The organism is Streptomyces sp. NPDC037288 (assembly GCF_055603265.1).
Window position 1 is genome coordinate 120,934 of record NZ_JBVJVY010000004.1, and the last position, 16,327, is coordinate 137,260.

The 16,327-nt window shown below is 69.9% G+C and carries 35 protein-coding genes; 32 read left to right on the forward strand and 3 right to left on the reverse strand.

The window, feature by feature from the left end; translation table 11 throughout:
* Nucleotides 1-74: 74 nt before the first annotated feature.
* From ACZ7GZ_RS06290 to ACZ7GZ_RS06300, 3 genes are all read left to right on the forward strand, one after another.
* Nucleotides 75-401, forward strand: a complete 327-nt coding sequence (locus ACZ7GZ_RS06290; RefSeq protein ID WP_471021415.1) for a hypothetical protein — start codon at nucleotides 75-77, stop codon at nucleotides 399-401.
* The gene (locus ACZ7GZ_RS06295) at nucleotides 401-802 is read left to right on the forward strand and encodes a hypothetical protein (protein WP_471021417.1); all 402 of its coding nucleotides are present in this window, start codon (nucleotides 401-403) and stop codon (nucleotides 800-802) included. The genes ACZ7GZ_RS06290 and ACZ7GZ_RS06295 overlap by 1 nt, the downstream gene beginning before the upstream one ends.
* A gap of 130 nt (nucleotides 803-932) precedes the next feature.
* Nucleotides 933-1,373 (forward strand): hypothetical protein, encoded by a 441-nt coding sequence (locus ACZ7GZ_RS06300; RefSeq protein WP_471021418.1) that lies wholly within the window; start codon nucleotides 933-935, stop codon nucleotides 1,371-1,373.
* Between the two features lie 68 nt (nucleotides 1,374-1,441).
* On the opposite strand, the gene ACZ7GZ_RS06305 is transcribed toward ACZ7GZ_RS06300, so the two are convergent.
* Entirely contained in the window at nucleotides 1,442-1,735 is a 294-nt protein-coding gene (locus ACZ7GZ_RS06305) for a type II toxin-antitoxin system Phd/YefM family antitoxin (RefSeq protein ID WP_471021420.1), read from the reverse strand.
* Between the two features lie 156 nt (nucleotides 1,736-1,891).
* On the opposite strand from ACZ7GZ_RS06305, the gene ACZ7GZ_RS06310 reads away from it, so the two are divergent.
* From ACZ7GZ_RS06310 to ACZ7GZ_RS06410, 21 genes are all read left to right on the forward strand, one after another.
* Nucleotides 1,892-2,800 (forward strand): hypothetical protein, encoded by a 909-nt coding sequence (locus ACZ7GZ_RS06310; RefSeq protein ID WP_471021421.1) that lies wholly within the window; start codon nucleotides 1,892-1,894, stop codon nucleotides 2,798-2,800.
* On the forward strand, nucleotides 2,800-3,420 hold the full coding sequence (locus ACZ7GZ_RS06315; RefSeq protein ID WP_471021422.1) for a zinc finger domain-containing protein: 621 nt from the start codon (nucleotides 2,800-2,802) through the stop codon (nucleotides 3,418-3,420). The genes ACZ7GZ_RS06310 and ACZ7GZ_RS06315 overlap by 1 nt, the downstream gene beginning before the upstream one ends.
* Nucleotides 3,420-3,713: a hypothetical protein gene (locus ACZ7GZ_RS06320; RefSeq protein ID WP_471021424.1), complete on the forward strand. Its 294-nt coding sequence runs from the start codon at nucleotides 3,420-3,422 to the stop codon at nucleotides 3,711-3,713. The genes ACZ7GZ_RS06315 and ACZ7GZ_RS06320 overlap by 1 nt, the downstream gene beginning before the upstream one ends.
* A gap of 34 nt (nucleotides 3,714-3,747) precedes the next feature.
* Nucleotides 3,748-3,942: a hypothetical protein gene (locus tag ACZ7GZ_RS06325; protein ID WP_471021426.1), complete on the forward strand. Its 195-nt coding sequence runs from the start codon at nucleotides 3,748-3,750 to the stop codon at nucleotides 3,940-3,942.
* Nucleotides 3,943-3,956: 14 nt separating this feature from the next.
* Nucleotides 3,957-4,154: a hypothetical protein gene (locus ACZ7GZ_RS06330; protein WP_471021427.1), complete on the forward strand. Its 198-nt coding sequence runs from the start codon at nucleotides 3,957-3,959 to the stop codon at nucleotides 4,152-4,154.
* Nucleotides 4,155-4,167: 13 nt separating this feature from the next.
* Entirely contained in the window at nucleotides 4,168-4,350 is a 183-nt protein-coding gene (locus ACZ7GZ_RS06335) for a hypothetical protein (RefSeq protein WP_471021429.1), read from the forward strand.
* A 23-nt stretch (nucleotides 4,351-4,373) separates the two neighbouring features.
* Nucleotides 4,374-4,553 carry a zinc finger domain-containing protein gene (locus tag ACZ7GZ_RS06340; protein WP_471021742.1) on the forward strand — a complete coding sequence of 60 codons (180 nt, stop codon included), beginning with the start codon at nucleotides 4,374-4,376 and terminating at the stop codon, nucleotides 4,551-4,553.
* Nucleotides 4,550-4,927 carry a hypothetical protein gene (locus ACZ7GZ_RS06345; protein WP_471021430.1) on the forward strand — a complete coding sequence of 126 codons (378 nt, stop codon included), beginning with the start codon at nucleotides 4,550-4,552 and terminating at the stop codon, nucleotides 4,925-4,927. The genes ACZ7GZ_RS06340 and ACZ7GZ_RS06345 overlap by 4 nt, the downstream gene beginning before the upstream one ends.
* Nucleotides 4,924-5,136 carry a hypothetical protein gene (locus tag ACZ7GZ_RS06350; protein WP_471021431.1) on the forward strand — a complete coding sequence of 71 codons (213 nt, stop codon included), beginning with the start codon at nucleotides 4,924-4,926 and terminating at the stop codon, nucleotides 5,134-5,136. The genes ACZ7GZ_RS06345 and ACZ7GZ_RS06350 overlap by 4 nt, the downstream gene beginning before the upstream one ends.
* Before the next feature lie 53 nt (nucleotides 5,137-5,189).
* The gene (locus ACZ7GZ_RS06355; protein ID WP_471021432.1) at nucleotides 5,190-5,516 is read left to right on the forward strand and encodes a hypothetical protein; all 327 of its coding nucleotides are present in this window, start codon (nucleotides 5,190-5,192) and stop codon (nucleotides 5,514-5,516) included.
* A 31-nt stretch (nucleotides 5,517-5,547) separates the two neighbouring features.
* A complete protein-coding gene (locus ACZ7GZ_RS06360; protein ID WP_471021434.1) occupies nucleotides 5,548-5,721 on the forward strand; it encodes a hypothetical protein in 174 nt (57 codons plus the stop codon).
* Nucleotides 5,722-5,758: 37 nt separating this feature from the next.
* Entirely contained in the window at nucleotides 5,759-6,238 is a 480-nt protein-coding gene (locus tag ACZ7GZ_RS06365) for a hypothetical protein (RefSeq protein ID WP_471021435.1), read from the forward strand.
* A gap of 47 nt (nucleotides 6,239-6,285) precedes the next feature.
* On the forward strand, nucleotides 6,286-6,576 hold the full coding sequence (locus tag ACZ7GZ_RS06370) for a hypothetical protein (RefSeq protein ID WP_471021438.1): 291 nt from the start codon (nucleotides 6,286-6,288) through the stop codon (nucleotides 6,574-6,576).
* A gap of 76 nt (nucleotides 6,577-6,652) precedes the next feature.
* Nucleotides 6,653-7,621, forward strand: coding sequence for a hypothetical protein (locus ACZ7GZ_RS06375; protein ID WP_471021439.1), 969 nt, complete (start codon nucleotides 6,653-6,655; stop codon nucleotides 7,619-7,621).
* Between the two features lie 238 nt (nucleotides 7,622-7,859).
* On the forward strand, nucleotides 7,860-8,138 hold the full coding sequence (locus ACZ7GZ_RS06380; RefSeq protein WP_471021441.1) for a hypothetical protein: 279 nt from the start codon (nucleotides 7,860-7,862) through the stop codon (nucleotides 8,136-8,138).
* Nucleotides 8,139-8,198: 60 nt separating this feature from the next.
* A complete protein-coding gene (locus ACZ7GZ_RS06385) occupies nucleotides 8,199-8,402 on the forward strand; it encodes a hypothetical protein (RefSeq protein WP_471021442.1) in 204 nt (67 codons plus the stop codon).
* Nucleotides 8,399-8,653 carry a hypothetical protein gene (locus ACZ7GZ_RS06390; protein ID WP_471021444.1) on the forward strand — a complete coding sequence of 85 codons (255 nt, stop codon included), beginning with the start codon at nucleotides 8,399-8,401 and terminating at the stop codon, nucleotides 8,651-8,653. Before ACZ7GZ_RS06385 ends, ACZ7GZ_RS06390 begins: the two co-directional genes overlap by 4 nt.
* The gene (locus ACZ7GZ_RS06395) at nucleotides 8,650-9,099 is read left to right on the forward strand and encodes a hypothetical protein (RefSeq protein WP_471021445.1); all 450 of its coding nucleotides are present in this window, start codon (nucleotides 8,650-8,652) and stop codon (nucleotides 9,097-9,099) included. The genes ACZ7GZ_RS06390 and ACZ7GZ_RS06395 overlap by 4 nt, the downstream gene beginning before the upstream one ends.
* Entirely contained in the window at nucleotides 9,092-9,652 is a 561-nt protein-coding gene (locus tag ACZ7GZ_RS06400; RefSeq protein WP_471021447.1) for a DUF6221 family protein, read from the forward strand. The genes ACZ7GZ_RS06395 and ACZ7GZ_RS06400 overlap by 8 nt, the downstream gene beginning before the upstream one ends.
* Nucleotides 9,649-9,942 carry a hypothetical protein gene (locus ACZ7GZ_RS06405; RefSeq protein ID WP_471021448.1) on the forward strand — a complete coding sequence of 98 codons (294 nt, stop codon included), beginning with the start codon at nucleotides 9,649-9,651 and terminating at the stop codon, nucleotides 9,940-9,942. The genes ACZ7GZ_RS06400 and ACZ7GZ_RS06405 overlap by 4 nt, the downstream gene beginning before the upstream one ends.
* A gap of 186 nt (nucleotides 9,943-10,128) precedes the next feature.
* Complete coding sequence (locus tag ACZ7GZ_RS06410) at nucleotides 10,129-10,494, forward strand: hypothetical protein (protein ID WP_471021449.1); 366 nt, start codon at nucleotides 10,129-10,131, stop codon at nucleotides 10,492-10,494.
* Nucleotides 10,495-10,632: 138 nt separating this feature from the next.
* On the opposite strand, the gene ACZ7GZ_RS06415 is transcribed toward ACZ7GZ_RS06410, so the two are convergent.
* Together ACZ7GZ_RS06415 and ACZ7GZ_RS06420 are read right to left on the reverse strand one after the other, a co-directional pair.
* Complete coding sequence (locus ACZ7GZ_RS06415; protein WP_471021450.1) at nucleotides 10,633-11,142, reverse strand: GIY-YIG nuclease family protein; 510 nt, start codon at nucleotides 11,140-11,142, stop codon at nucleotides 10,633-10,635.
* 62 nt (nucleotides 11,143-11,204) lie between these two features.
* Nucleotides 11,205-11,507 carry a hypothetical protein gene (locus ACZ7GZ_RS06420; RefSeq protein WP_471021452.1) on the reverse strand — a complete coding sequence of 101 codons (303 nt, stop codon included), beginning with the start codon at nucleotides 11,505-11,507 and terminating at the stop codon, nucleotides 11,205-11,207.
* Between the two features lie 168 nt (nucleotides 11,508-11,675).
* Here ACZ7GZ_RS06420 and ACZ7GZ_RS06425 point away from each other — a divergent pair, with 168 nt between their 5' ends.
* The 8 genes from ACZ7GZ_RS06425 (at nucleotide 11,676) to ACZ7GZ_RS06460 (ending at nucleotide 16,318) form a co-directional block, all read left to right on the forward strand.
* On the forward strand, nucleotides 11,676-11,945 hold the full coding sequence (locus tag ACZ7GZ_RS06425) for a hypothetical protein (protein WP_471021453.1): 270 nt from the start codon (nucleotides 11,676-11,678) through the stop codon (nucleotides 11,943-11,945).
* Entirely contained in the window at nucleotides 11,942-12,127 is a 186-nt protein-coding gene (locus ACZ7GZ_RS06430; RefSeq protein WP_471021455.1) for a hypothetical protein, read from the forward strand. The genes ACZ7GZ_RS06425 and ACZ7GZ_RS06430 overlap by 4 nt, the downstream gene beginning before the upstream one ends.
* Nucleotides 12,128-12,269: 142 nt before the next feature.
* Complete coding sequence (locus ACZ7GZ_RS06435) at nucleotides 12,270-12,407, forward strand: hypothetical protein (RefSeq protein WP_471021457.1); 138 nt, start codon at nucleotides 12,270-12,272, stop codon at nucleotides 12,405-12,407.
* 171 nt (nucleotides 12,408-12,578) lie between these two features.
* Nucleotides 12,579-12,749: a hypothetical protein gene (locus ACZ7GZ_RS06440; protein ID WP_471021458.1), complete on the forward strand. Its 171-nt coding sequence runs from the start codon at nucleotides 12,579-12,581 to the stop codon at nucleotides 12,747-12,749.
* Nucleotides 12,746-13,639, forward strand: a complete 894-nt coding sequence (locus ACZ7GZ_RS06445; RefSeq protein ID WP_471021460.1) for a hypothetical protein — start codon at nucleotides 12,746-12,748, stop codon at nucleotides 13,637-13,639. Before ACZ7GZ_RS06440 ends, ACZ7GZ_RS06445 begins: the two co-directional genes overlap by 4 nt.
* Entirely contained in the window at nucleotides 13,636-13,929 is a 294-nt protein-coding gene (locus ACZ7GZ_RS06450) for a hypothetical protein (protein WP_471021461.1), read from the forward strand. The genes ACZ7GZ_RS06445 and ACZ7GZ_RS06450 overlap by 4 nt, the downstream gene beginning before the upstream one ends.
* Nucleotides 13,926-15,875: an FtsK/SpoIIIE domain-containing protein gene (locus ACZ7GZ_RS06455; RefSeq protein WP_471021463.1), complete on the forward strand. Its 1,950-nt coding sequence runs from the start codon at nucleotides 13,926-13,928 to the stop codon at nucleotides 15,873-15,875. Before ACZ7GZ_RS06450 ends, ACZ7GZ_RS06455 begins: the two co-directional genes overlap by 4 nt.
* The gene (locus ACZ7GZ_RS06460; RefSeq protein WP_471021464.1) at nucleotides 15,872-16,318 is read left to right on the forward strand and encodes a hypothetical protein; all 447 of its coding nucleotides are present in this window, start codon (nucleotides 15,872-15,874) and stop codon (nucleotides 16,316-16,318) included. The genes ACZ7GZ_RS06455 and ACZ7GZ_RS06460 overlap by 4 nt, the downstream gene beginning before the upstream one ends.
* Nucleotides 16,319-16,327 lie beyond the last annotated feature (9 nt).

Consider the following 16,327-nt stretch of genomic DNA (forward strand, 5'->3'; position numbering starts at 1 on the left):
GCCGTCACTGACCTCGTCCAGTCGGACCCCATCACCACCCACCGGACCCAATGCCCAGCACGAGAGGCCCGCCAATGACCGCGCTGCAACCCACCCTCGACGGCACCCTCCCGGCGCCCACCGAGCTCAGCTATGCGGAATGGGTCGACCGCATCCGGCCCGCGTTCGTCGTCGCCGCCCACTCGGGCCGCCGGTTCACCACCTACGAGATCGCCCACGACAACGACCTGCCCGAGCCTCCCCGGCCGTGCACCGATTGGGGCAACTTCACGCAGGCCCTGGTCCGCGACCGGCTGATCGAACACTGCGGGTTCGACCGGTCCAGCCGGCCGTCAGCGGAGAAGTCCGCCGTCGCGGTTTGGAGAGGCACCCGCGCCGCACAGGCCGGGCGGGTGGCGTGATGGCCACCTACTTCCACGGCGGCTACCCCGGACTCCGCCCCGGCGACCTCGTCCTGCCGCCGGCCACTACGGGCACCAGCCGGACCCTCGCCGAGTACGCGGAACAGCTCGGCGCTGAGCACGTTCGCCGGAACCGCGTGTACCTCACAACTGGCCGTGACGTCGCGAAGGTGTACGCCGCGTTCTACCCGGACGGGGCCCTGTACGAGGTCGAGCCGGACGGCGACCTCACAACGGACCCGGACTGTGCTGTACCGGGCGTGTCCTTCGAGTGCCCGGCCGCCCGTGTGCTCCGCGTCGTGAATCCGGTCGTCCTGCTCCGGGACCGATCCGTGGACGCCTGGGTGCGGCTGCTGAATCGGGCCACCGACGCCGCCGGACAACTGGCAGGCGCCCCATGACGTGCAGCCGTTGCGGTGCACCGGTCCCGCCGAGCGCCGGATTCTACAAGGCCTGCAGCCAGCCCATCGGCCAGTAACAGCACAGCCCCGCCGGGGCCTATCCGGCGGGGCCAACCCCAAGGAGTAGCACATGGACAGCGAACGAGCCTCCACCCTCATCTACGAGGCCCTCGCCTACGCCGTCGCAGGAGAAGCCGACAAGGCCGCCACCAACCTCGTCACCCTCGGCGAGAACTGCGACGACAACCAGATGTACGGCACCTGCTGCGCCATCGCCGAAGCCGGAGCGTTCATGCTCCGCAAGCTCTACGGCGACCAGGCGCCCACCACGCCCGAGCAAGGCATGTGGGTCCTCCAGCCGCTCGTACCGGACGCGGTCGACCAGGACCCGGCCAAGGCGTTCTCGATGCGGTTCCTGATCGCTACCGCCAACGGCGACCGTCCGACGACGCTCGCCCTCTTCAACGCGGCGCTCCGCGCCGGAGGCGACGAGTACGTCGACTCGGTGGGTTCGCTCCTCGCCGACGTCGCCGGCATCACGCGCCTCGTCCTCGAACAGCAGACCGGCTGACCGACCGACGACACAGCAAAGCCCCGCACCACACGGTGCGGGGCCCGGAAGAAGGGAGGAGAACAGTGTCAGAGAACGTCTTCGTCGTCGGTACGCCGGCGCACCTTCACGGTTCGCCTCTTCACCGTGGCTTCGGCCAGCAGCTCCTCGTACAGGTCGGCGTCCGCCGCCTTCAGCTTTTCCACAACGCGTCGCAGCGTCTTGGCCTCGTCGTAGGCGTCCACCGAGATCAGGACGGCTTGGGGCTTCTCCCGCCGGGTGAGCACGACGGGGGTGCCGAGGAGGCGTACCTCGGCGATGACCTCGGTCATGTTCTGGCGCACGTCGGACACACCCATGCGCTTCTCGGCGGGCTGGCTCATGCGCTCAGGATACACAGCAGCCCAACATCTATGTGCGTCGCATTGTACAATTCAGGGGTAGGGGAGGCCCAGCGCAAGCCGCCATGAGAGGCCCTGGTTCCACGCGCCCAAAACCCCTGATCAGCACGGCGAGAGAAGACACCCGTGGGAATCCGCTTGATCGTCGAGGTGCTCACCGCAGCGCCCGAAGCCCTCACGCACCGGGAGAAGCTCCTCCTTGTCGTGCTGGCCGAAGACGCCAACGACGACACCCGCATCACGTGGAACAGCGTCGAACGGCCCGAGGTGCTCCGCGGCGCCAAGCTCAGCCGCGCGCAGCTCTACGCCGTCATCAAGTCGCTGATCGCAAAGGGCGCCCTCTCGAAGCTGGCGGCCGGCCAGAAGAACGGCACCGCCAAGTACAAGATCCCCGCCTTCGCCGCACCTCAGTGTCTCGGAATCCCTGACACTGAGCCCCCGTCTCAGAGTCCCGAAAACCCGGACACTGACGCCCCTCAGTGTCCCGAAACTCCTGACACTGACGCGAACCCTCAGAGTCCCGGAAACGCGGACACTGAACCGTCTCAGTGTCAGGAAATCCGGGACGTCAGTGTCAGGGAATCCCTGACCCCTACCCCTCTATTCCCCTCCTCAACTACCCCCTCAGCTAGCAAGCAGGAGAGCCAGCCCGAGGATCTCGGCGACGGCATCCCCGAAGACGCCCGCCCCCTCGTCGACGGCATCACAGCCGCAGGCGTCTACGTCCGCTGGCCCTTCAAGGGCAACGCCTGGTTCCCCATCCTCAGCATGATCGCCAAAAGCGGTGTCCCCGCCATGGTCGACCATGCCCTGAAAGCCGCCTCCCGGACCAACGTCGAGTCCGCGAAGTACTTCCTCAAGGGCTGGGCCGAACTCCCGCCCCTACCCGCAGCTGGTGCATCTCGCCCCCCGCTCCGCGCAGTGTCCGGCGGCTGGCAGCCCGGTATGCCCCCCCGGCCCTCAACCACCGACCAGCGCGTCCAGCAAGCCATCGATGCCGGGCGCCGCCTCCAAGCCATCGCCGACGCCCAGACCCAGGAGACCTGATGATCAGCTACGAGGAAGCCGGACAGCTCCTCGGACTCGCCGCCGCCAGAGACCAGCGCACCGTCGGCGATGCCGACCTGCTCGCCTGGCACGCCGACTTGAACGCCGCAGGGGTCACCTACCGCGACGCCGAAGCCGCCCTCACCCGCTTCTACGCGGTCGAGATGGCCGGCCTCCAGCCCGACCAGCGACGCCGCGTCACCACCCCGGACGTCATCAGCATCGCCCGGAAGATCCGCAACGAGCGGCTGGAGAACTTCGTCTACGAACCTCCGTCCAACGACCGCGATCCGAACTACCTTCAGCGGCTCCGCGGTCAGCTTGAAACCACCGCCAGCGGCACCGCACCCGCTTCCGTGTCGCGGCCCGAACTCACGGGCTCCGCGTCGGCACCGACGCGAGCGCTACTCAGCAGCGTGGGACGGAAAGTCCCGGACGCCGACGACACCCCGACCGAGCGGCCTGCCATACAGCGGCCTGGACCACTCGGCCGCCAGTGCCCGAAGTGCGCCGCCGCAATCGGCCGGCCCTGCCGCACCCCCGGCGGCAAGGAACGCCCCCCGCACCCTGCCCGTCGTGCCGCATCCGCTCCCCGCTGCCTCGAAGAGGAGACCGCCTGATGGACGCCGACGACCCCCGCATGGCCGCCGTCGAATGCGACCTCGCCAAGTACGACTACGAGATCGGCAAGAACGGGCTGGAGATCGCCGAAGAGTGGACCACCGTCTGCATCACCGCGCTCCTCCAAGTCCGCGAGACGCGAGCCAGGCACCCCCACACCTTCCCCGGCTACGGCGAAGCCACCGCCGAAGAGACCGCCCGCCGCATCGTGGCCCGCCTCCTCGACGCCGGCTGGCGCCCCCCGGACACCGAGTGCCTCAACCTCCCCGCCATCCCGGCCATCGACCTGTGACCGCCGCCCTCCAGCCCCGCACCGAGGAGACCGCATGAACGCCCAGACCTACCCCCGCCGCGCATTCGAGGCCAACGGCACCGTCCACGCCGCCCGCTACACCGGTCGTCGCACCTTCACCACCGCCTGCGCCACCTACCCAGCCCCGGTCGCCGAACGACTCGACGCCTCCTCGGCCAACCCGGTCACCTGCACCAGCTGCCAGACCGTACTCGCCAACAACAACTGAGCTGAAGGAGCCCCGTGCCGTTCCACTACACCGACCCCGACGGCTACCACCTCGAAGTCAAAGCCCAGACCCGCGCCGACGGCACCCCCGTCCTCGCCATCCTCACCGACGACCCCACCGGCTACGCCATGTCGATCCACCTGCCCCTCGACCACGTTCAGGAACTCATCACAGCGATTCGCGCAACCACCCGTGACCACCTCACCCCCTGAAACGGAGGAACCCATGAGCAACCGACCTGACCGCCCGCACCAGTACGACAGCACCGCCACCCTCAAAGCCGCACTCGCCCGCACCAGCGCGGACGCCCAGCACTATGCCCAGACCGGGCCGAAGAAGTACGAGGACATCTGCCACACCCTCGCCGACGAATACCTCACCGAACTCCAGCAGCGAGGCGAACTGTGACCACCCGCAAGCCCGGCGCCCCAATGCCCCAGTCGCTGCGCACCCTCATCAGCACCACGGTCGCCCACCCCGCCCGATCGGTCCCCTGCCCCCACTGCAAAGCCACCGCCGGACAGCCCTGCCGACTCCGCACCACCGGCCGCCACCTCCCCAACCCCCACCAAGCCCGCATCGACGCCGCACAGAACGGAGCCACCGCATGAAGGTCAGCCTCTGCAAGCACTCGTTCCCCATCCAGCCCCCGCACGGCACCCTCACCAACCCCGGCCCCTGCACCGGCTGCGGCACCACATGGGCCGAGGTACAAGCCGAACTCGACCGACAGGAAAACGCCCTCCGCCTCGGCACCGCCCACGAATCCATCTGCACCTGGTGCCACCAGCGCCGCATCGTCTTCCGCTACGTCCGCGAACAGCAGCCCTGGGACGAGCAGGTCCCACCGGTCCTCTGGCTCTGCGCCCGCGACTGGTCCCGCGCCCGCCAGAACGAAGAAGAGACCGGCTTCGTCGACTTCAACGACCTCTTCGACCGCGGCACCGACGAGCAGCTCGCCGCCGGACTGCGAGGCGCGCTGTGAGCCCCCTCGACCGGCTCCTCGCCGAAGCGATCCCCACCCGCCCCGACCCCGCACCCAAACCCGCCCACGAACCCTGGACCGTCGAAGAACAAACCCAACACCTCGCCGACCTCAACGCCGCCCTCGAAGGCTGGCACTGGCAAGACGACACATCCCTCTCCAAGCGCCGCCGCGAACAACGCCGACGCCGCCGGCAGAACGCCGCCTGACCACTGCACCGCACGCCATGGCACCCGCCCCGCCTGACTCGAAGGAGCATCCGATGAGCTACCCCACCGTCTTCACCACCCCCGGTGTGAAGGCCTTCGCCGAGGAGATCGACGCCGAACGTCAGCGGCAGCTTGCCAAGTTCGGCGAGCAGCACCACCGCGACGGCACCGGCAACAAGAGCCAGCAGGACGACGCCGAGCGAGCCCGCCGCTGGTGCCAGGACGCCTTCGGTGCCGGCTACGGCACGTGGGCCGACATCCTCGCCGAGGAGGTGGCCGAGGCCTTCGCCGAGCGCGACCACACCAAGCTGCGCGCCGAACTCCTGCAGATCGCCGCGGTTTGCGCCGCCTGGGTCCACGACCTCGACAGCCGCGCCTGACGCCCCACCACCGCCACCAAGGAGCCACACCATGACCGACGAAGAGTTCGCCGACCTGCAGCGCCGCGGCGACGAGCGCCACGCCCGCCAGTGCCTCAACTGCCACGGCTACGAGCAGGGCCACCGAGACCTGCTCTGGCCCGGACCGGAGCGGAACTGCTTCCGCTACGAGCCGCGCGGCCCGGAACCCCGTCCCTCCGTCTGAGCCCCGTCCCACCCCACCCAGCACCCCAGGAGTCGCCATGCAGAACACCCGCCAGCCCCTCGACCTCGACGAGATCGCCGCCCGCGCCGCCGGGCTGTACGAGTACGCAACCGGCCTCGACGATGCCTGGCAGGCCGAAGCCGACCAGCTCGCCGGAACCGACGTGCCCGCGCTGCTCGCCGAAGTCCACCGCCTCCGCGCCGAACGCGACCGGTACCGGGGCGCGTGGCAGTCCGCCCGCTTCCGCGCTGAGGCCTACGGCGAGGGCATCCTGCGCGTCGTCAAGGACCGCGAGGCGTACCAGGGGTGGCTCAAGCAGGCCGAGGAAAACTACGCGGCCTACCGCACCGGCGCCGAGGGTGCGAAGCGGATGCTCGCCGACCGCGTCAACGCAGTCACCGACCTGTGCGACGAGCAGGAGATGGCAGCCCGCCTGTTCGAACTCCCCGCGCCCGAGTGGATCGCCGCCGTCCGACACGCCGTCGAGCACGGCACCACTGCTCCCGCCGCCGGTTGAGCCAGCACCACACACGACAGACCGCCCACTGCCACCGAAGGAGCACCATGACCGCCGCTCACGACGACGAGACCGTCGCCCGCATGTACGACGCCATCGATCACGCCCTCTGGCAGGACCTCGCCGACGCACTCAACCGGCTCACCGAGTGGGGCGCGGACCCGCTGCTCGCCCTCGCGGACAAGCTCGGCGTGAACAGCATCACCGTCCTGGACCCCGCCGAGCGGCACCACGCGTACCGGCTGCGCTACCGGCCCCCGTTCGGTGAGGAGCGGGACGCGGACGGCGGGCCGGGCTGGATCGTTGAACGCCGGCCCGAAGCCGACGCCAGCGCATGACCCGCACGACGACGGCCGCCCGGGGCGTATCCGGGCGGCCGTCAGCCCCGAACCCTACCCACCACGGAGTGAACCGATGAACCAGCCCGCCCCCGAGGTGTGGCAGCACCTCGTGCAGTGGCAGCCCGCCACCGCCGCCGCGCTCGCCCAGCACATCCGCGCCCTGCCCGACGACTGGCCGCTCCGCGTCTTCGGCGTCGGACGCCCGGACGCCGCGCTCACCCTGTCGCCCGGCGCTATCGGGGAGCAGTTCCCCGACCGGACCCCGGAGATCGCCCCCTACGACGAGATCGCACCGCTGGACGACTGCCCGGCCTGCACGGAGGTGGAGGGCACCTGCCGTTTTCACGAGGGCTACGCCGCCGGGCATCACGAGCAGGTGCAGGCGCAGCTCGACGCGGTGCGGGTGAACCCGGCGATGGGGCTGCGGGAGTTCATGCGGTGGCAGGCGGACGTGGAGGAGGCGGAGGACCGTGGTGAGGAGCCGCCCGTCATGCCTGCCGCCGCGTCTGCCTCGCTGCCGCCCACCGACCGGGCCGCCCTGGAGCGAGTCCGCGCGGTGCTGGAGACGGAGGCCGTCGTGGGCCGAAGCGCCCTTGAGTACCGAGGACTGATCGCCTCCGCCCTCATGGCCACCGAGGAGCAGCAGCCCTCCCGGTGCCCGCATGGCTGCGACGTCAGCCGCTGTCCCTGCCTCGCCTGCGAAGCCGACGACGACGTGGCGCAGCAGCCGACCGACGAGTCGCCGACTGACCGGGCCACCGTCCTCCAGCAGGCCGCCGACGAACTCGACCGCTACGTCGGCCTACAGTCCAGCGAAGCCGCACCGGAGGTCTACGGAGCGCGCTTCGTGATCCGCGAACTCCGACGGATCGCCAACGAGCCCGCGCAGGACGAGGCGAAGCGCTGCGCCCAGTGCAGCCACCCGAAGCGGGACCACGACGGGCGCGCCGACCACCGCGAGAGGCACAGCCCGGTCGTCGCCGGGGACCCGTGGTGCCACGCCTGCAACGCCGCCTGCGACTACGCCCCGCCGTCTGCCTGACGGTCTGCCTGTCGTGTGGGTCGCGGTCTACGCCGCGACCCCACCACGGGGCGAGTTGAGCGCAGCAGGCCCGAGAAGGCCCCTGGACGCCCCTGTAAGCCACGAACGGCCCGACAGCGACTCCACCCCCACAACAACCCCAGAGAGGCGCACAGCGCCCCGCCCCCGCCCGCCGACACGAGGACACCACATGACCACTAACCCCTACGCATCACGAAGCCTCGATCCCAAGGAGCCCATGACGGAACTGACACCCGTCGTCATCGTGCCCCGCAGCCGCGCCGTGGAGTGGATGAACGGCACCCGGCCGCTCGACGGGATGGACGCCAACGACTACTTCCAGGCGGAGGTAGCCACTGGCTCTATCAGCCCGGACCGGGCCCTGGAACTGCACCAGAGGCACCTTCGGCTGACCCGGCAGGAAGCGGCGGTCGCGGCGGGCGCCCTCCTCTGCAAGACCTGCAACGGCGAGCCGCCCCCCGGTTTCGCCTGCCGCAACTGCGGCGCCGAAGCCTGACCGCCCAGCCGTAGCCGCCCGCCGTCCCCGCCCCGCCCGACACACCACCAGGAGCAACACGTGACGTTCCACTACACCGACCCCGACGGCCACCGCATCGCAACCGAACCCGGCTGGGTCGCTGAAACCCCAGCCGTCGCCCTCACCACCTGGAACGGCTACGGCGACACCATCCGCGTCGACATCCCCGTCGACCGCATCGAGGAACTCGTCGCCGGCCTCCGCGACACCGCACGCCAAGCAGCCGGCCAGGAGCAGCAGTGACCACCATCCAGACCATCGCGTGCACCATCGCCTGGACCGCCGCCGCTGTCGCCTGCTGGGCACTCGTCAGCCTGCGGCGGACCGCCCGCGAACTCCGCGCCGCCCGGCGCACCTTCCCCGTAGGTGGCGGCGAAGTCACCGTCACCGCGCCCATGTCCGACGCCGACTACGAAGACCTCAAGGCGCGCTGGATGGAGCGGTACAGCAAGCCCGGCACCGTCAACCACGAGCCGACCGAGGAGCAGCCGTGACTGACCGGAAGACCACGTCCACGATCACCGACACCGAACTCGACCAGCTGTACGACGAGCTGGCCGCGCTCCGCACGGTGGCGCGCGGCTACTGCCCCGCCTGCGGACGCGGCGACGCCGCACCCACCGTCGAAGACTGGGAGCAGCAGCGGCAACGAGCCGACCACCTCACCACCGAGCTCACCGCACTCCGCGACGACCTGAACGGCATCACCGGCGCCCGCTGGATCGCCGACATGCTCGACACAATCCTCCACCAGCCCGCGCCAGCGCCGAGCGTGGCAGCGCCCCGTACGACCGATGACTGGACGCAGCAAGACGACGGCACCTGGACGCTGCCCATCTACAACGGCGGCGGCGTACTCACGGTGCCCGCCAGCATCACAGCTGACGAACGTGCCCGCCTCGCCGCCGCCTGGCCTACCGAGGAGCAGCCCCATGCCTGACCTGCACGCCTGGATCACCCAGCAGGTCACCCACCTCGAAGCCCTCTGCCGCAGCGCCGAGAAAGAACACGGCCGCGACTGGATTGCCACCTGGACCGCGCGCACCGACGACTTCGAACTCCTCGACAGCAACGGCACACTCGTCGCCCGCAGCCTCCTGCCCGGAGCCGCCGGCCTCCTCGCCATCCACGACCCCGCCGCCATCCTCCGTCGCTGCGCCGCCGACCGACGCATCCTCGACATCCACAAGCCGCTCGCCGCCAGTTGGTCCGACTACTACGCCTGCGAAGGCTGCGGCTACGACGGCGCCGACTACTGCTCCGAACCGAACGTCACCCACGTCAACGACTGCCCCACGCTGCTCGCACTCGCCGATGGGTACGGACTTACCGAAGAGCAGCGCGCCGCCCTGGACCGACCGAAGGCGGAGCGCCAGCCACGCAAGACCGGGTCCGGTGGCATGCCGGACGCTCTCGTTGAGCAGATGCTGCGCATCTCCCTGGCCACAATCCCGCCCGGACTCCGCGGACCCAACTGGAAGGAACACAAATGACCACCACCGACTGGACCGTCGAGCACGCCTGGCGCGGACGCATCCAGACCCAGTCCAAGCCCATGATCGGCGAAGACGGGAAGCCGCGCGGCACCCTCCGCGAGTTCACCGGCCTCGTTCACGTCTACTGCAACTGCGGCTTCGCATCCGGCTGGGTCCCCGCCCCACCTGCCGAGCCCGGCTACCACGACCTCAAGGCGCTACTCCCCGACGAATGCCGCGAGGCTGCAGAGCGCCAGGAACGGCAGATCCTCGACGCGTGGGCGCAGGAGCGCGATCCGCTCTGCTGACGCGCCGCGGCCCGCCGCTCGGTATCCCCTCCGAGCAGCGGGCCATGATGGTGCCTCTGAGGACGCCCCTTCGCGGGAACCCAGACGCTACGCCCCACCCGGCCGGAACGGTAGATGCATGCGCCCTTGAACTACAGCGAGCACGGGCGCACCATGAACCCTCGCCTCAGGGGAGGGAAACCAGCCATGGCCGAAGACGACGACCACCGCCTCGTCAGCCGCCAAGACGAGGACGGCACTTACTACGCCGCCATCGTGCGCCGCAGCCCCGAAACCGACCAACTCAGCGACGACGAGATCATCACCGGGCTCGAACAGTGGAGGGCCAAACGCGACCATCCAGCCGGCGCTCCCCATGAGCGGTGGCCCATGCCCGCATCGTTCAGCGACTGGCTCACGGCGACTAAGCCCGGCCCGCCAGAGCCCTGCCCCGAGTGCGGCTGCTACGGCCTCCGTCGCGGCGCCGCCCCGGACAACCCCGCCGATGAGAAGGTCGTCTGTACGAACCTGGAATGCGAGGCGTCCCCGTTCTACCGCGACGGCACCCAGTAGCCGCTTGACACCGGTGTGATCCTGGACCTGCCGCCCGGCGTCACCGCTGCTGCACACCAGGCGGCCTGCTACTCGGGCCCCAACCCGAACACGACGAAGCCCCGCCGACAGCACCGGCGGGGCTCTCGTCTGCGTGGGCTACTCGGCGGCGCGGGCGAACCTCATTTCGATCTGCTCCAACGACGGGTACGTCACGCCGTTCGGGAACGCCCCCGACGCTTCCTTGTAGGCGCGCTCCACCAGCATTCCCTCAGCGATCGCTCGGTCGTCTCCGTAACCGAACCGCTTGAGCTGGCGCACGACCCGATGCCGCAGCTCGTTTGCCTGGTAGGCCACGCGCCACTTCTCGGGCGTAGCAGCAGCCTCGGCCCTGCGAGCGTTGATGTATTCCCATGTGCTGGCCTTGTTGTAGCGCGGCCTCTCAGCGCGGATAGCCCGGCGCTCTACAGCGAACGCCTCCTCTCGGCTCGGTAGCCAATCTTCGGTACGCCGCGCGATCTGCGGCCCCCATGCCTTGCGGCGGTGTTCCTCGCAGCGCCGGTCCGGGTTGTAGCTTGCGCCGATGTACAGCAACGTCCCCTCGGCATCGAACAGGCGGTACACGGCCGCCGGGCGCTTCGTCTCGCCAGCCTCGTTCGGTACAGTCACAGTGCACTGACTCCAATTGGTGCTCTTGGCCCGGGCGGTCTCTCACATCGCTCGGGCTTCTCTCATTCCTCGGCAGGCTTCTTCCGGGGCTTGGTGCCCCACCCGCTGCCATGGCCCCGCTCGATGTTCTGGACGACTCCGAGAGGTAGCTTCAGCCGGGCGGCGATCTTCCTGTACGAGATCTCCTGCGCGCGCATCAGCTCGATCGCCTGCCGCTGGAACTCGCGCAACTCGGGCGCCCGCTCCTTGTAGCTGGCCAACACCTCGCTGCTCGCCACGGCGCGCTCGATCGGGTCCTCGATCTCATCGATCTCTCTCAGAGCGTCGATCACCTTGCGCGCCTCCTCGGTGACGTCGTCAGTCATTCCCGTCCTCCCAATGGGGCGGGCCACTTGCCTCAGTGTATGCCATGGCATACGCTCGGATCGAGGGGCCAGCCCAAGGTCTCTCAGCACCAACAAGTCGGCCCCGGCCGGAGTTCGCACCTCCGCCGGGGCCAGCCAGCCCACCTGCCTACCAGGAGGAATGACCGCATGCAGCCTACCCAGGCGCAACCACAACAGCCCAGCCCCGAGCCGTGGCCCGAAGGTGTCATCGCCCGCTACGTGACCGTGGGTGGCGCGACCGTCGACATCACGTCCGACGACCGCCCGCACTGGCGCTGCACCGCATGTCCCGGTACCAGTCGCGGGGCGTACACCGGCCCCTTCGGCGACCCGTTCACGCTCGCCGAGATCCGCAAGCAGGCCCAGGAGCACGCCGAGAAGTGCCGCGCGCTGCCCCGCCCGGCGGTGACCGCATGACCCGCCGCCTGGGCAACGAGGACACCGCCGCCGAACACCAGCGGCTCCAAAACGCCGCGCACCAAATGCTCGACGCCGCCGACACCGCCGCCCGCAACGGCGACACCACCACCGAGCAACGCGCCCACGACGCCGCCGGCCGACTCCTCGACGCCGCCAGCCAGATCGGACGCGACTGGTGAACGCCGAACACGAGCGCGCCAAAGAGCCGCTACCCACCCGCCCCCGCGGCGGACACGGCTGACCAGCCCCCCTCAAGCCGCCGGGCTGACGCACGCCCCCGTCCGCCAGCCCGGCACCCCAACCACCGGAAGGACCACCCGCATGAGCTTCGACAACCGTCTCTTCCAGGCCGGACAGCACGTCTACGACCGCATCGAGCAAGGCGTCGTCACCGACGTCGAAGCCGAACTCATGGACGCCCACCTCACGGCCTCCACCACCGACGACGAAGAGAAGTAGCCATGACTGAGTGCCAGCTCTGCGGCGCGCCCGGCGGCTACCCCTACTGCAGCGAAGGCTGCCGACAGGCCGACAACCCCGACGACTGATCGGTAGCCCTCGGCCCACGTCCGCCCCGGACGCGGGCCCTGGAGATCCGACCAGCCACCACCAACCAGAGAGGAGACCCGCATGCGACGCCCCTTCCACAGCCCACTCGCCAGATGGGGCTTCACCGCCTGCGCCCTCCTCGCCTGGACGACCGGCCAACCCTGGCCCGCACTCTTCGCCACCACCATCGCCGCCTACGCCTGGCGCACACCCCGCCGCCGACGCACCTCACAGAAGGGACAGCAGCAGTGACGACCACCCACAAGCGGCGCAGCTCACCGCTCATCTACCCGGCGGTCTTCCTGTCGCTCGCCTCCCTCGCCTGGACGACGTGGAGCCTCGTCGACCTCCTCGGCACCGGATGGATCGGCTTCACCGTCGCCGCCGGCTCCGACATCGTCTGGGGTTCCGTCATCATCGCCGAGGCCCGCGGCCTCCGCATCGCCGGGCGCACGTGGGTCGTCCCCGCCCTCGGATGGGGGACCCTCGTCATCGTTGCTGTGTTCCTTGCCTCGCACGGCATCGTCCGGGATTCGATCGCCATGGCTGCGGCCGGCCCGTTCCTGCCGTTCGGCGCGAAGGTGGTCTGGGCGCTGGCCCTGGCCGACATGCGTGGCCCCGCTGCCCTCACTCACGACGAACTCCACAAGCTCGCACGCATGGAGCGCGGCATGGTCTTCGAGGAAGCCGAGCACGACATCCAGATGCGGCAGCAGCGCATGCGCGCCGAGCTCCTCATGTCCGAGGTCACCACCGACTTCGACATCGAGGTGATGCGGCAGGACCGGGTCCGCGACCTTCGCCGCCGTGCCCCGCTCGCCCTGACCGCGTCCACCCAGCCGGACACGATGGACAAGACCCCGGACACCCGTCCGGACACGTCCGGACAGCCGGACAGCGACCAGGACACCGCACAGGACAAACCGCCTGTGATCAGCCAGGACACCCGTCCGGACACGCCGGACGTCCTCAAGCGGATCGCGTCCGCAGCGTCCGGGCCGGCCGACCTTGTCCGGACACTGTGCGCCCACGGCGTCCCCCAGCCGAGCCTCGTATCCGAGGCCATCCGACTGCGCCCGGACATGAACCCGGACAGCATCCGTCGCACAGCCAAGCGACTCGGAGAGGGGCCGTACCTGTGAGTAAGCCGACGCTCTTCCTCATCACCGCAGCCGGCCTGTTCGCCGCCCTCGGCGCGACCAATTGGACGCACTTGCCGGTCGCTGTGGCCGCCGTCTACGTGGCCGTGGTGGCCACCCTCGCGCACGCCACCGGCCACCCAGTCGCCCGCACAGTAGGAGCATCGCTGCTGGTCATCGCCACCTGCCTGATCCTCACCCTGCACGCGCTCCGCAAGCTCGTCGACGTCGCCCTGTGGCTGCTCCAACTCAGCACGCAGGGCGCCCTCATCACCGCGAAGGCCCTCTCATGAGCACCCCCAACCAGAAGGTGTATACGCCGATCCCGATGACGATGACGGGCGAGGCGACGACGCCGACGGCCTACAAAATCCCCTGGTCACAGCCCCACAAGGTGTCGTCGTCATCGTCGTCGTCATCGCGGACGTGGCAGACCTGCCTCTACTGCGCCACCGCAGTGGGCCGGTGGGTGTCCCGCCGCCGGTACGAACTCGCACCCGCAGGCGGCACCAGCCTGCTGACGATCCTCGGCCTCGCACAGGACGGCATAGGCCCCGCCCTCGCCTACGGTGCCCTCGCCACCGCATCCGGCGCCGGCGCGGTCCTCGGGCTGAAGCACAAGAACCAGCTCGTCACCCACGTCGGAGCGGCCGGGTTCATCGCGCTCGGCGACATCACCACCGCCGTGGCCGTGGGCTTGTCGTGGCCGACCGCGACCGCGTGGGCGCTGTCCACGGGTGCCGCATACGGGGTGTACGGGCCGTGGCTTGCGACCCAGCGGAACGCCCGCCTCAAGCTGCACGTCGACACCGTCAAGGCCAAGGGCGTCGTCCCGGAGGCGCTCGGCCTGGAAGCCGCCGACCCCGGGCTCACCGGCGCGTCGCCGGAAGAGACCGTGCTGCGCCGCGGCTTCCACGCCCTCACCGGCGCCGTCCCCCTCGCCGTTCACGCCTTCCACCGCGGCCCGGACGGATCCTGGTCGTGCATCCTCAAGACCCCGCCCGGCCGGAACACCGCACCCGCCGCACTCGTGAAGCGCGCGACCCAGCTGCAGGCGAACATGGGCGTGCCCGGCCGGCTCACCCTCGCCGAAGGTCCCGAGCCGAACGACCTGGTCGTGAAGGTCGCCATGTCAGACACGCTCGCCACTACGCTGACCGTGACAGACACCGGCGTCACCACCTGCCGCGAGCCGGTGCTCCTTGGACGCGACGAGGACGGCGAGGCGTTCCTGCTCCGCCTCCTCTACCGGCACACCCTCGTGGCCGGCGCCTCCGACTGGGGGAAGTCCGGCATCGTCAACCTGATCCTGAAGCGCCTCAACCGATGCACCGACGTCGACCTGTACGGCATCGACATGAAGCCCGGCGCGCCCGAACTCGGCCCGTGGCGCGGCCGCATGGAAGCCCTCGCCACCAACGCAGAGCAGGCCCGCGGACTGCTGGAGTGGATCCGCACCGAGTGTGACCGGCGTGGTGCGATCCTTGCCGAGCTGTCCCGGAAGGCCATGGCCGAGGGGCGCGGCCCGGTGCGGAAGTGGGTGCCGGGCGAGCACGGCAGCGCGATCTTCGTGGTGACGGACGAACTGGCCGAGCTGGTCCGGCAGGAGCAGGAGCTGACCGAACTGTACGAGTCGCTCCTCGCGATCGCCCGGTTCCTTGCGATCCAGTTCATCTCCGCCACACAGCAGCCGTCCCGGAAGGTCTTCGGCGGGTCGACCGATGCGCGCGGCAACTACGCCAACCGCATCAGCACCCGCGCCGGCGAGGCCGGGCACGCCCCGTTCATCTTCGGATCCGGCTGCCAGTCGAAGGGCTGGCGTCCCGAGCTGCTCGACCTTCCGGGCAAGTTCCTCGCGCAGACTCCCGAGCACGACACGCCGCGCGTGTACCGCGCCGAGTACGTGTCGGATGAGGACATCGCCGAAGAGGTCGGCTTCTACTACACCGACGTCCGCGACACCGAGCCGCAGCCCGCGCTCACCGACGAGCCGTGGGTCGAGGCGTTCGCCCCGTTGCGCTTCCCCGACGGCAGCACGGTCACGGCTGGGCAGTGGCCAGACCTGTACCGGGCATTCGTTGCCCTCGGTGGTGGGGCGACGAAGAAGGAACTCGCGCAGACGTGCGGTGTCAGCCGGGACACGGCGATGCGCGCCATCGAGGAATGGGAGCGGCACGGTGTCCTGTCCCGCCGTGACGGTCGCTCCGTGCGCTACTACCTGCCAAAGGAGACGTCATGACCGGGCAGCCCGACATCAGCCACAACGCGGAACAGTTGATCGCCGCTGTAGACCAGGCCATGACCGCCTACCGCGACCAGACCCCTGTCCCGCATTACGGCAGTACACCGCCCGTGCCGCAGCCGGGCCGGCCGCCGATGTCGCAGCGCGCGACCGATGTCAGCGCGGTGATGCTGTCTGCTGGGGTGGCGTCGTTGCCGGTGGGTGCGGTCGCGATCGGGATCTTGCTGGCGTCCGGCCACGCCGACCCGACCGTGATCGGCATGATCTGCGCCGCGCCTGCCGCGGTTGCCGTTCCCATCCTGGCCGTCGCCCGGCTCCTTCGCCGCGTCAGGGAGGCCGTGCCCGACGTGCACCACCACCACTACGCGGGACCCGTGCACCAGCAGCACACCCACACCAGCACCCGCGGCGTGTGGGCGAAGAACGTCAACCAGAAGTGAGGGGAGGCC

Bases quoted from the DNA above. Each gene is read 5' to 3' on its own strand.
- ACZ7GZ_RS06290 (WP_471021415.1), top strand. From the start codon at position 75: ATGACCGCGCTGCAACCCACCCTCGACGGCACCCTCCCGGCGCCCACC.
- ACZ7GZ_RS06295 (WP_471021417.1), top strand. From the start codon at position 401: ATGGCCACCTACTTCCACGGCGGCTACCCCGGACTCCGCCCCGGCGAC.
- ACZ7GZ_RS06300 (WP_471021418.1), top strand. From the start codon at position 933: ATGGACAGCGAACGAGCCTCCACCCTCATCTACGAGGCCCTCGCCTAC.
- ACZ7GZ_RS06305 (WP_471021420.1), bottom strand. From the start codon at position 1,735: ATGAGCCAGCCCGCCGAGAAGCGCATGGGTGTGTCCGACGTGCGCCAG.
- ACZ7GZ_RS06315 (WP_471021422.1), top strand. From the start codon at position 2,800: ATGATCAGCTACGAGGAAGCCGGACAGCTCCTCGGACTCGCCGCCGCC.
- ACZ7GZ_RS06320 (WP_471021424.1), top strand. From the start codon at position 3,420: ATGGACGCCGACGACCCCCGCATGGCCGCCGTCGAATGCGACCTCGCC.
- ACZ7GZ_RS06325 (WP_471021426.1), top strand. From the start codon at position 3,748: ATGAACGCCCAGACCTACCCCCGCCGCGCATTCGAGGCCAACGGCACC.
- ACZ7GZ_RS06335 (WP_471021429.1), top strand. From the start codon at position 4,168: ATGAGCAACCGACCTGACCGCCCGCACCAGTACGACAGCACCGCCACC.
- ACZ7GZ_RS06340 (WP_471021742.1), top strand. From the start codon at position 4,374: ATGCCCCAGTCGCTGCGCACCCTCATCAGCACCACGGTCGCCCACCCC.
- ACZ7GZ_RS06345 (WP_471021430.1), top strand. From the start codon at position 4,550: ATGAAGGTCAGCCTCTGCAAGCACTCGTTCCCCATCCAGCCCCCGCAC.
- ACZ7GZ_RS06355 (WP_471021432.1), top strand. From the start codon at position 5,190: ATGAGCTACCCCACCGTCTTCACCACCCCCGGTGTGAAGGCCTTCGCC.
- ACZ7GZ_RS06360 (WP_471021434.1), top strand. From the start codon at position 5,548: ATGACCGACGAAGAGTTCGCCGACCTGCAGCGCCGCGGCGACGAGCGC.
- ACZ7GZ_RS06365 (WP_471021435.1), top strand. From the start codon at position 5,759: ATGCAGAACACCCGCCAGCCCCTCGACCTCGACGAGATCGCCGCCCGC.
- ACZ7GZ_RS06370 (WP_471021438.1), top strand. From the start codon at position 6,286: ATGACCGCCGCTCACGACGACGAGACCGTCGCCCGCATGTACGACGCC.
- ACZ7GZ_RS06375 (WP_471021439.1), top strand. From the start codon at position 6,653: ATGAACCAGCCCGCCCCCGAGGTGTGGCAGCACCTCGTGCAGTGGCAG.
- ACZ7GZ_RS06380 (WP_471021441.1), top strand. From the start codon at position 7,860: ATGACGGAACTGACACCCGTCGTCATCGTGCCCCGCAGCCGCGCCGTG.
- ACZ7GZ_RS06400 (WP_471021447.1), top strand. From the start codon at position 9,092: ATGCCTGACCTGCACGCCTGGATCACCCAGCAGGTCACCCACCTCGAA.
- ACZ7GZ_RS06405 (WP_471021448.1), top strand. From the start codon at position 9,649: ATGACCACCACCGACTGGACCGTCGAGCACGCCTGGCGCGGACGCATC.
- ACZ7GZ_RS06410 (WP_471021449.1), top strand. From the start codon at position 10,129: ATGGCCGAAGACGACGACCACCGCCTCGTCAGCCGCCAAGACGAGGAC.
- ACZ7GZ_RS06420 (WP_471021452.1), bottom strand. From the start codon at position 11,507: ATGACTGACGACGTCACCGAGGAGGCGCGCAAGGTGATCGACGCTCTG.
- ACZ7GZ_RS06425 (WP_471021453.1), top strand. From the start codon at position 11,676: ATGCAGCCTACCCAGGCGCAACCACAACAGCCCAGCCCCGAGCCGTGG.
- ACZ7GZ_RS06430 (WP_471021455.1), top strand. From the start codon at position 11,942: ATGACCCGCCGCCTGGGCAACGAGGACACCGCCGCCGAACACCAGCGG.
- ACZ7GZ_RS06435 (WP_471021457.1), top strand. From the start codon at position 12,270: ATGAGCTTCGACAACCGTCTCTTCCAGGCCGGACAGCACGTCTACGAC.
- ACZ7GZ_RS06440 (WP_471021458.1), top strand. From the start codon at position 12,579: ATGCGACGCCCCTTCCACAGCCCACTCGCCAGATGGGGCTTCACCGCC.
- ACZ7GZ_RS06455 (WP_471021463.1), top strand. From the start codon at position 13,926: ATGAGCACCCCCAACCAGAAGGTGTATACGCCGATCCCGATGACGATG.
- ACZ7GZ_RS06460 (WP_471021464.1), top strand. From the start codon at position 15,872: ATGACCGGGCAGCCCGACATCAGCCACAACGCGGAACAGTTGATCGCC.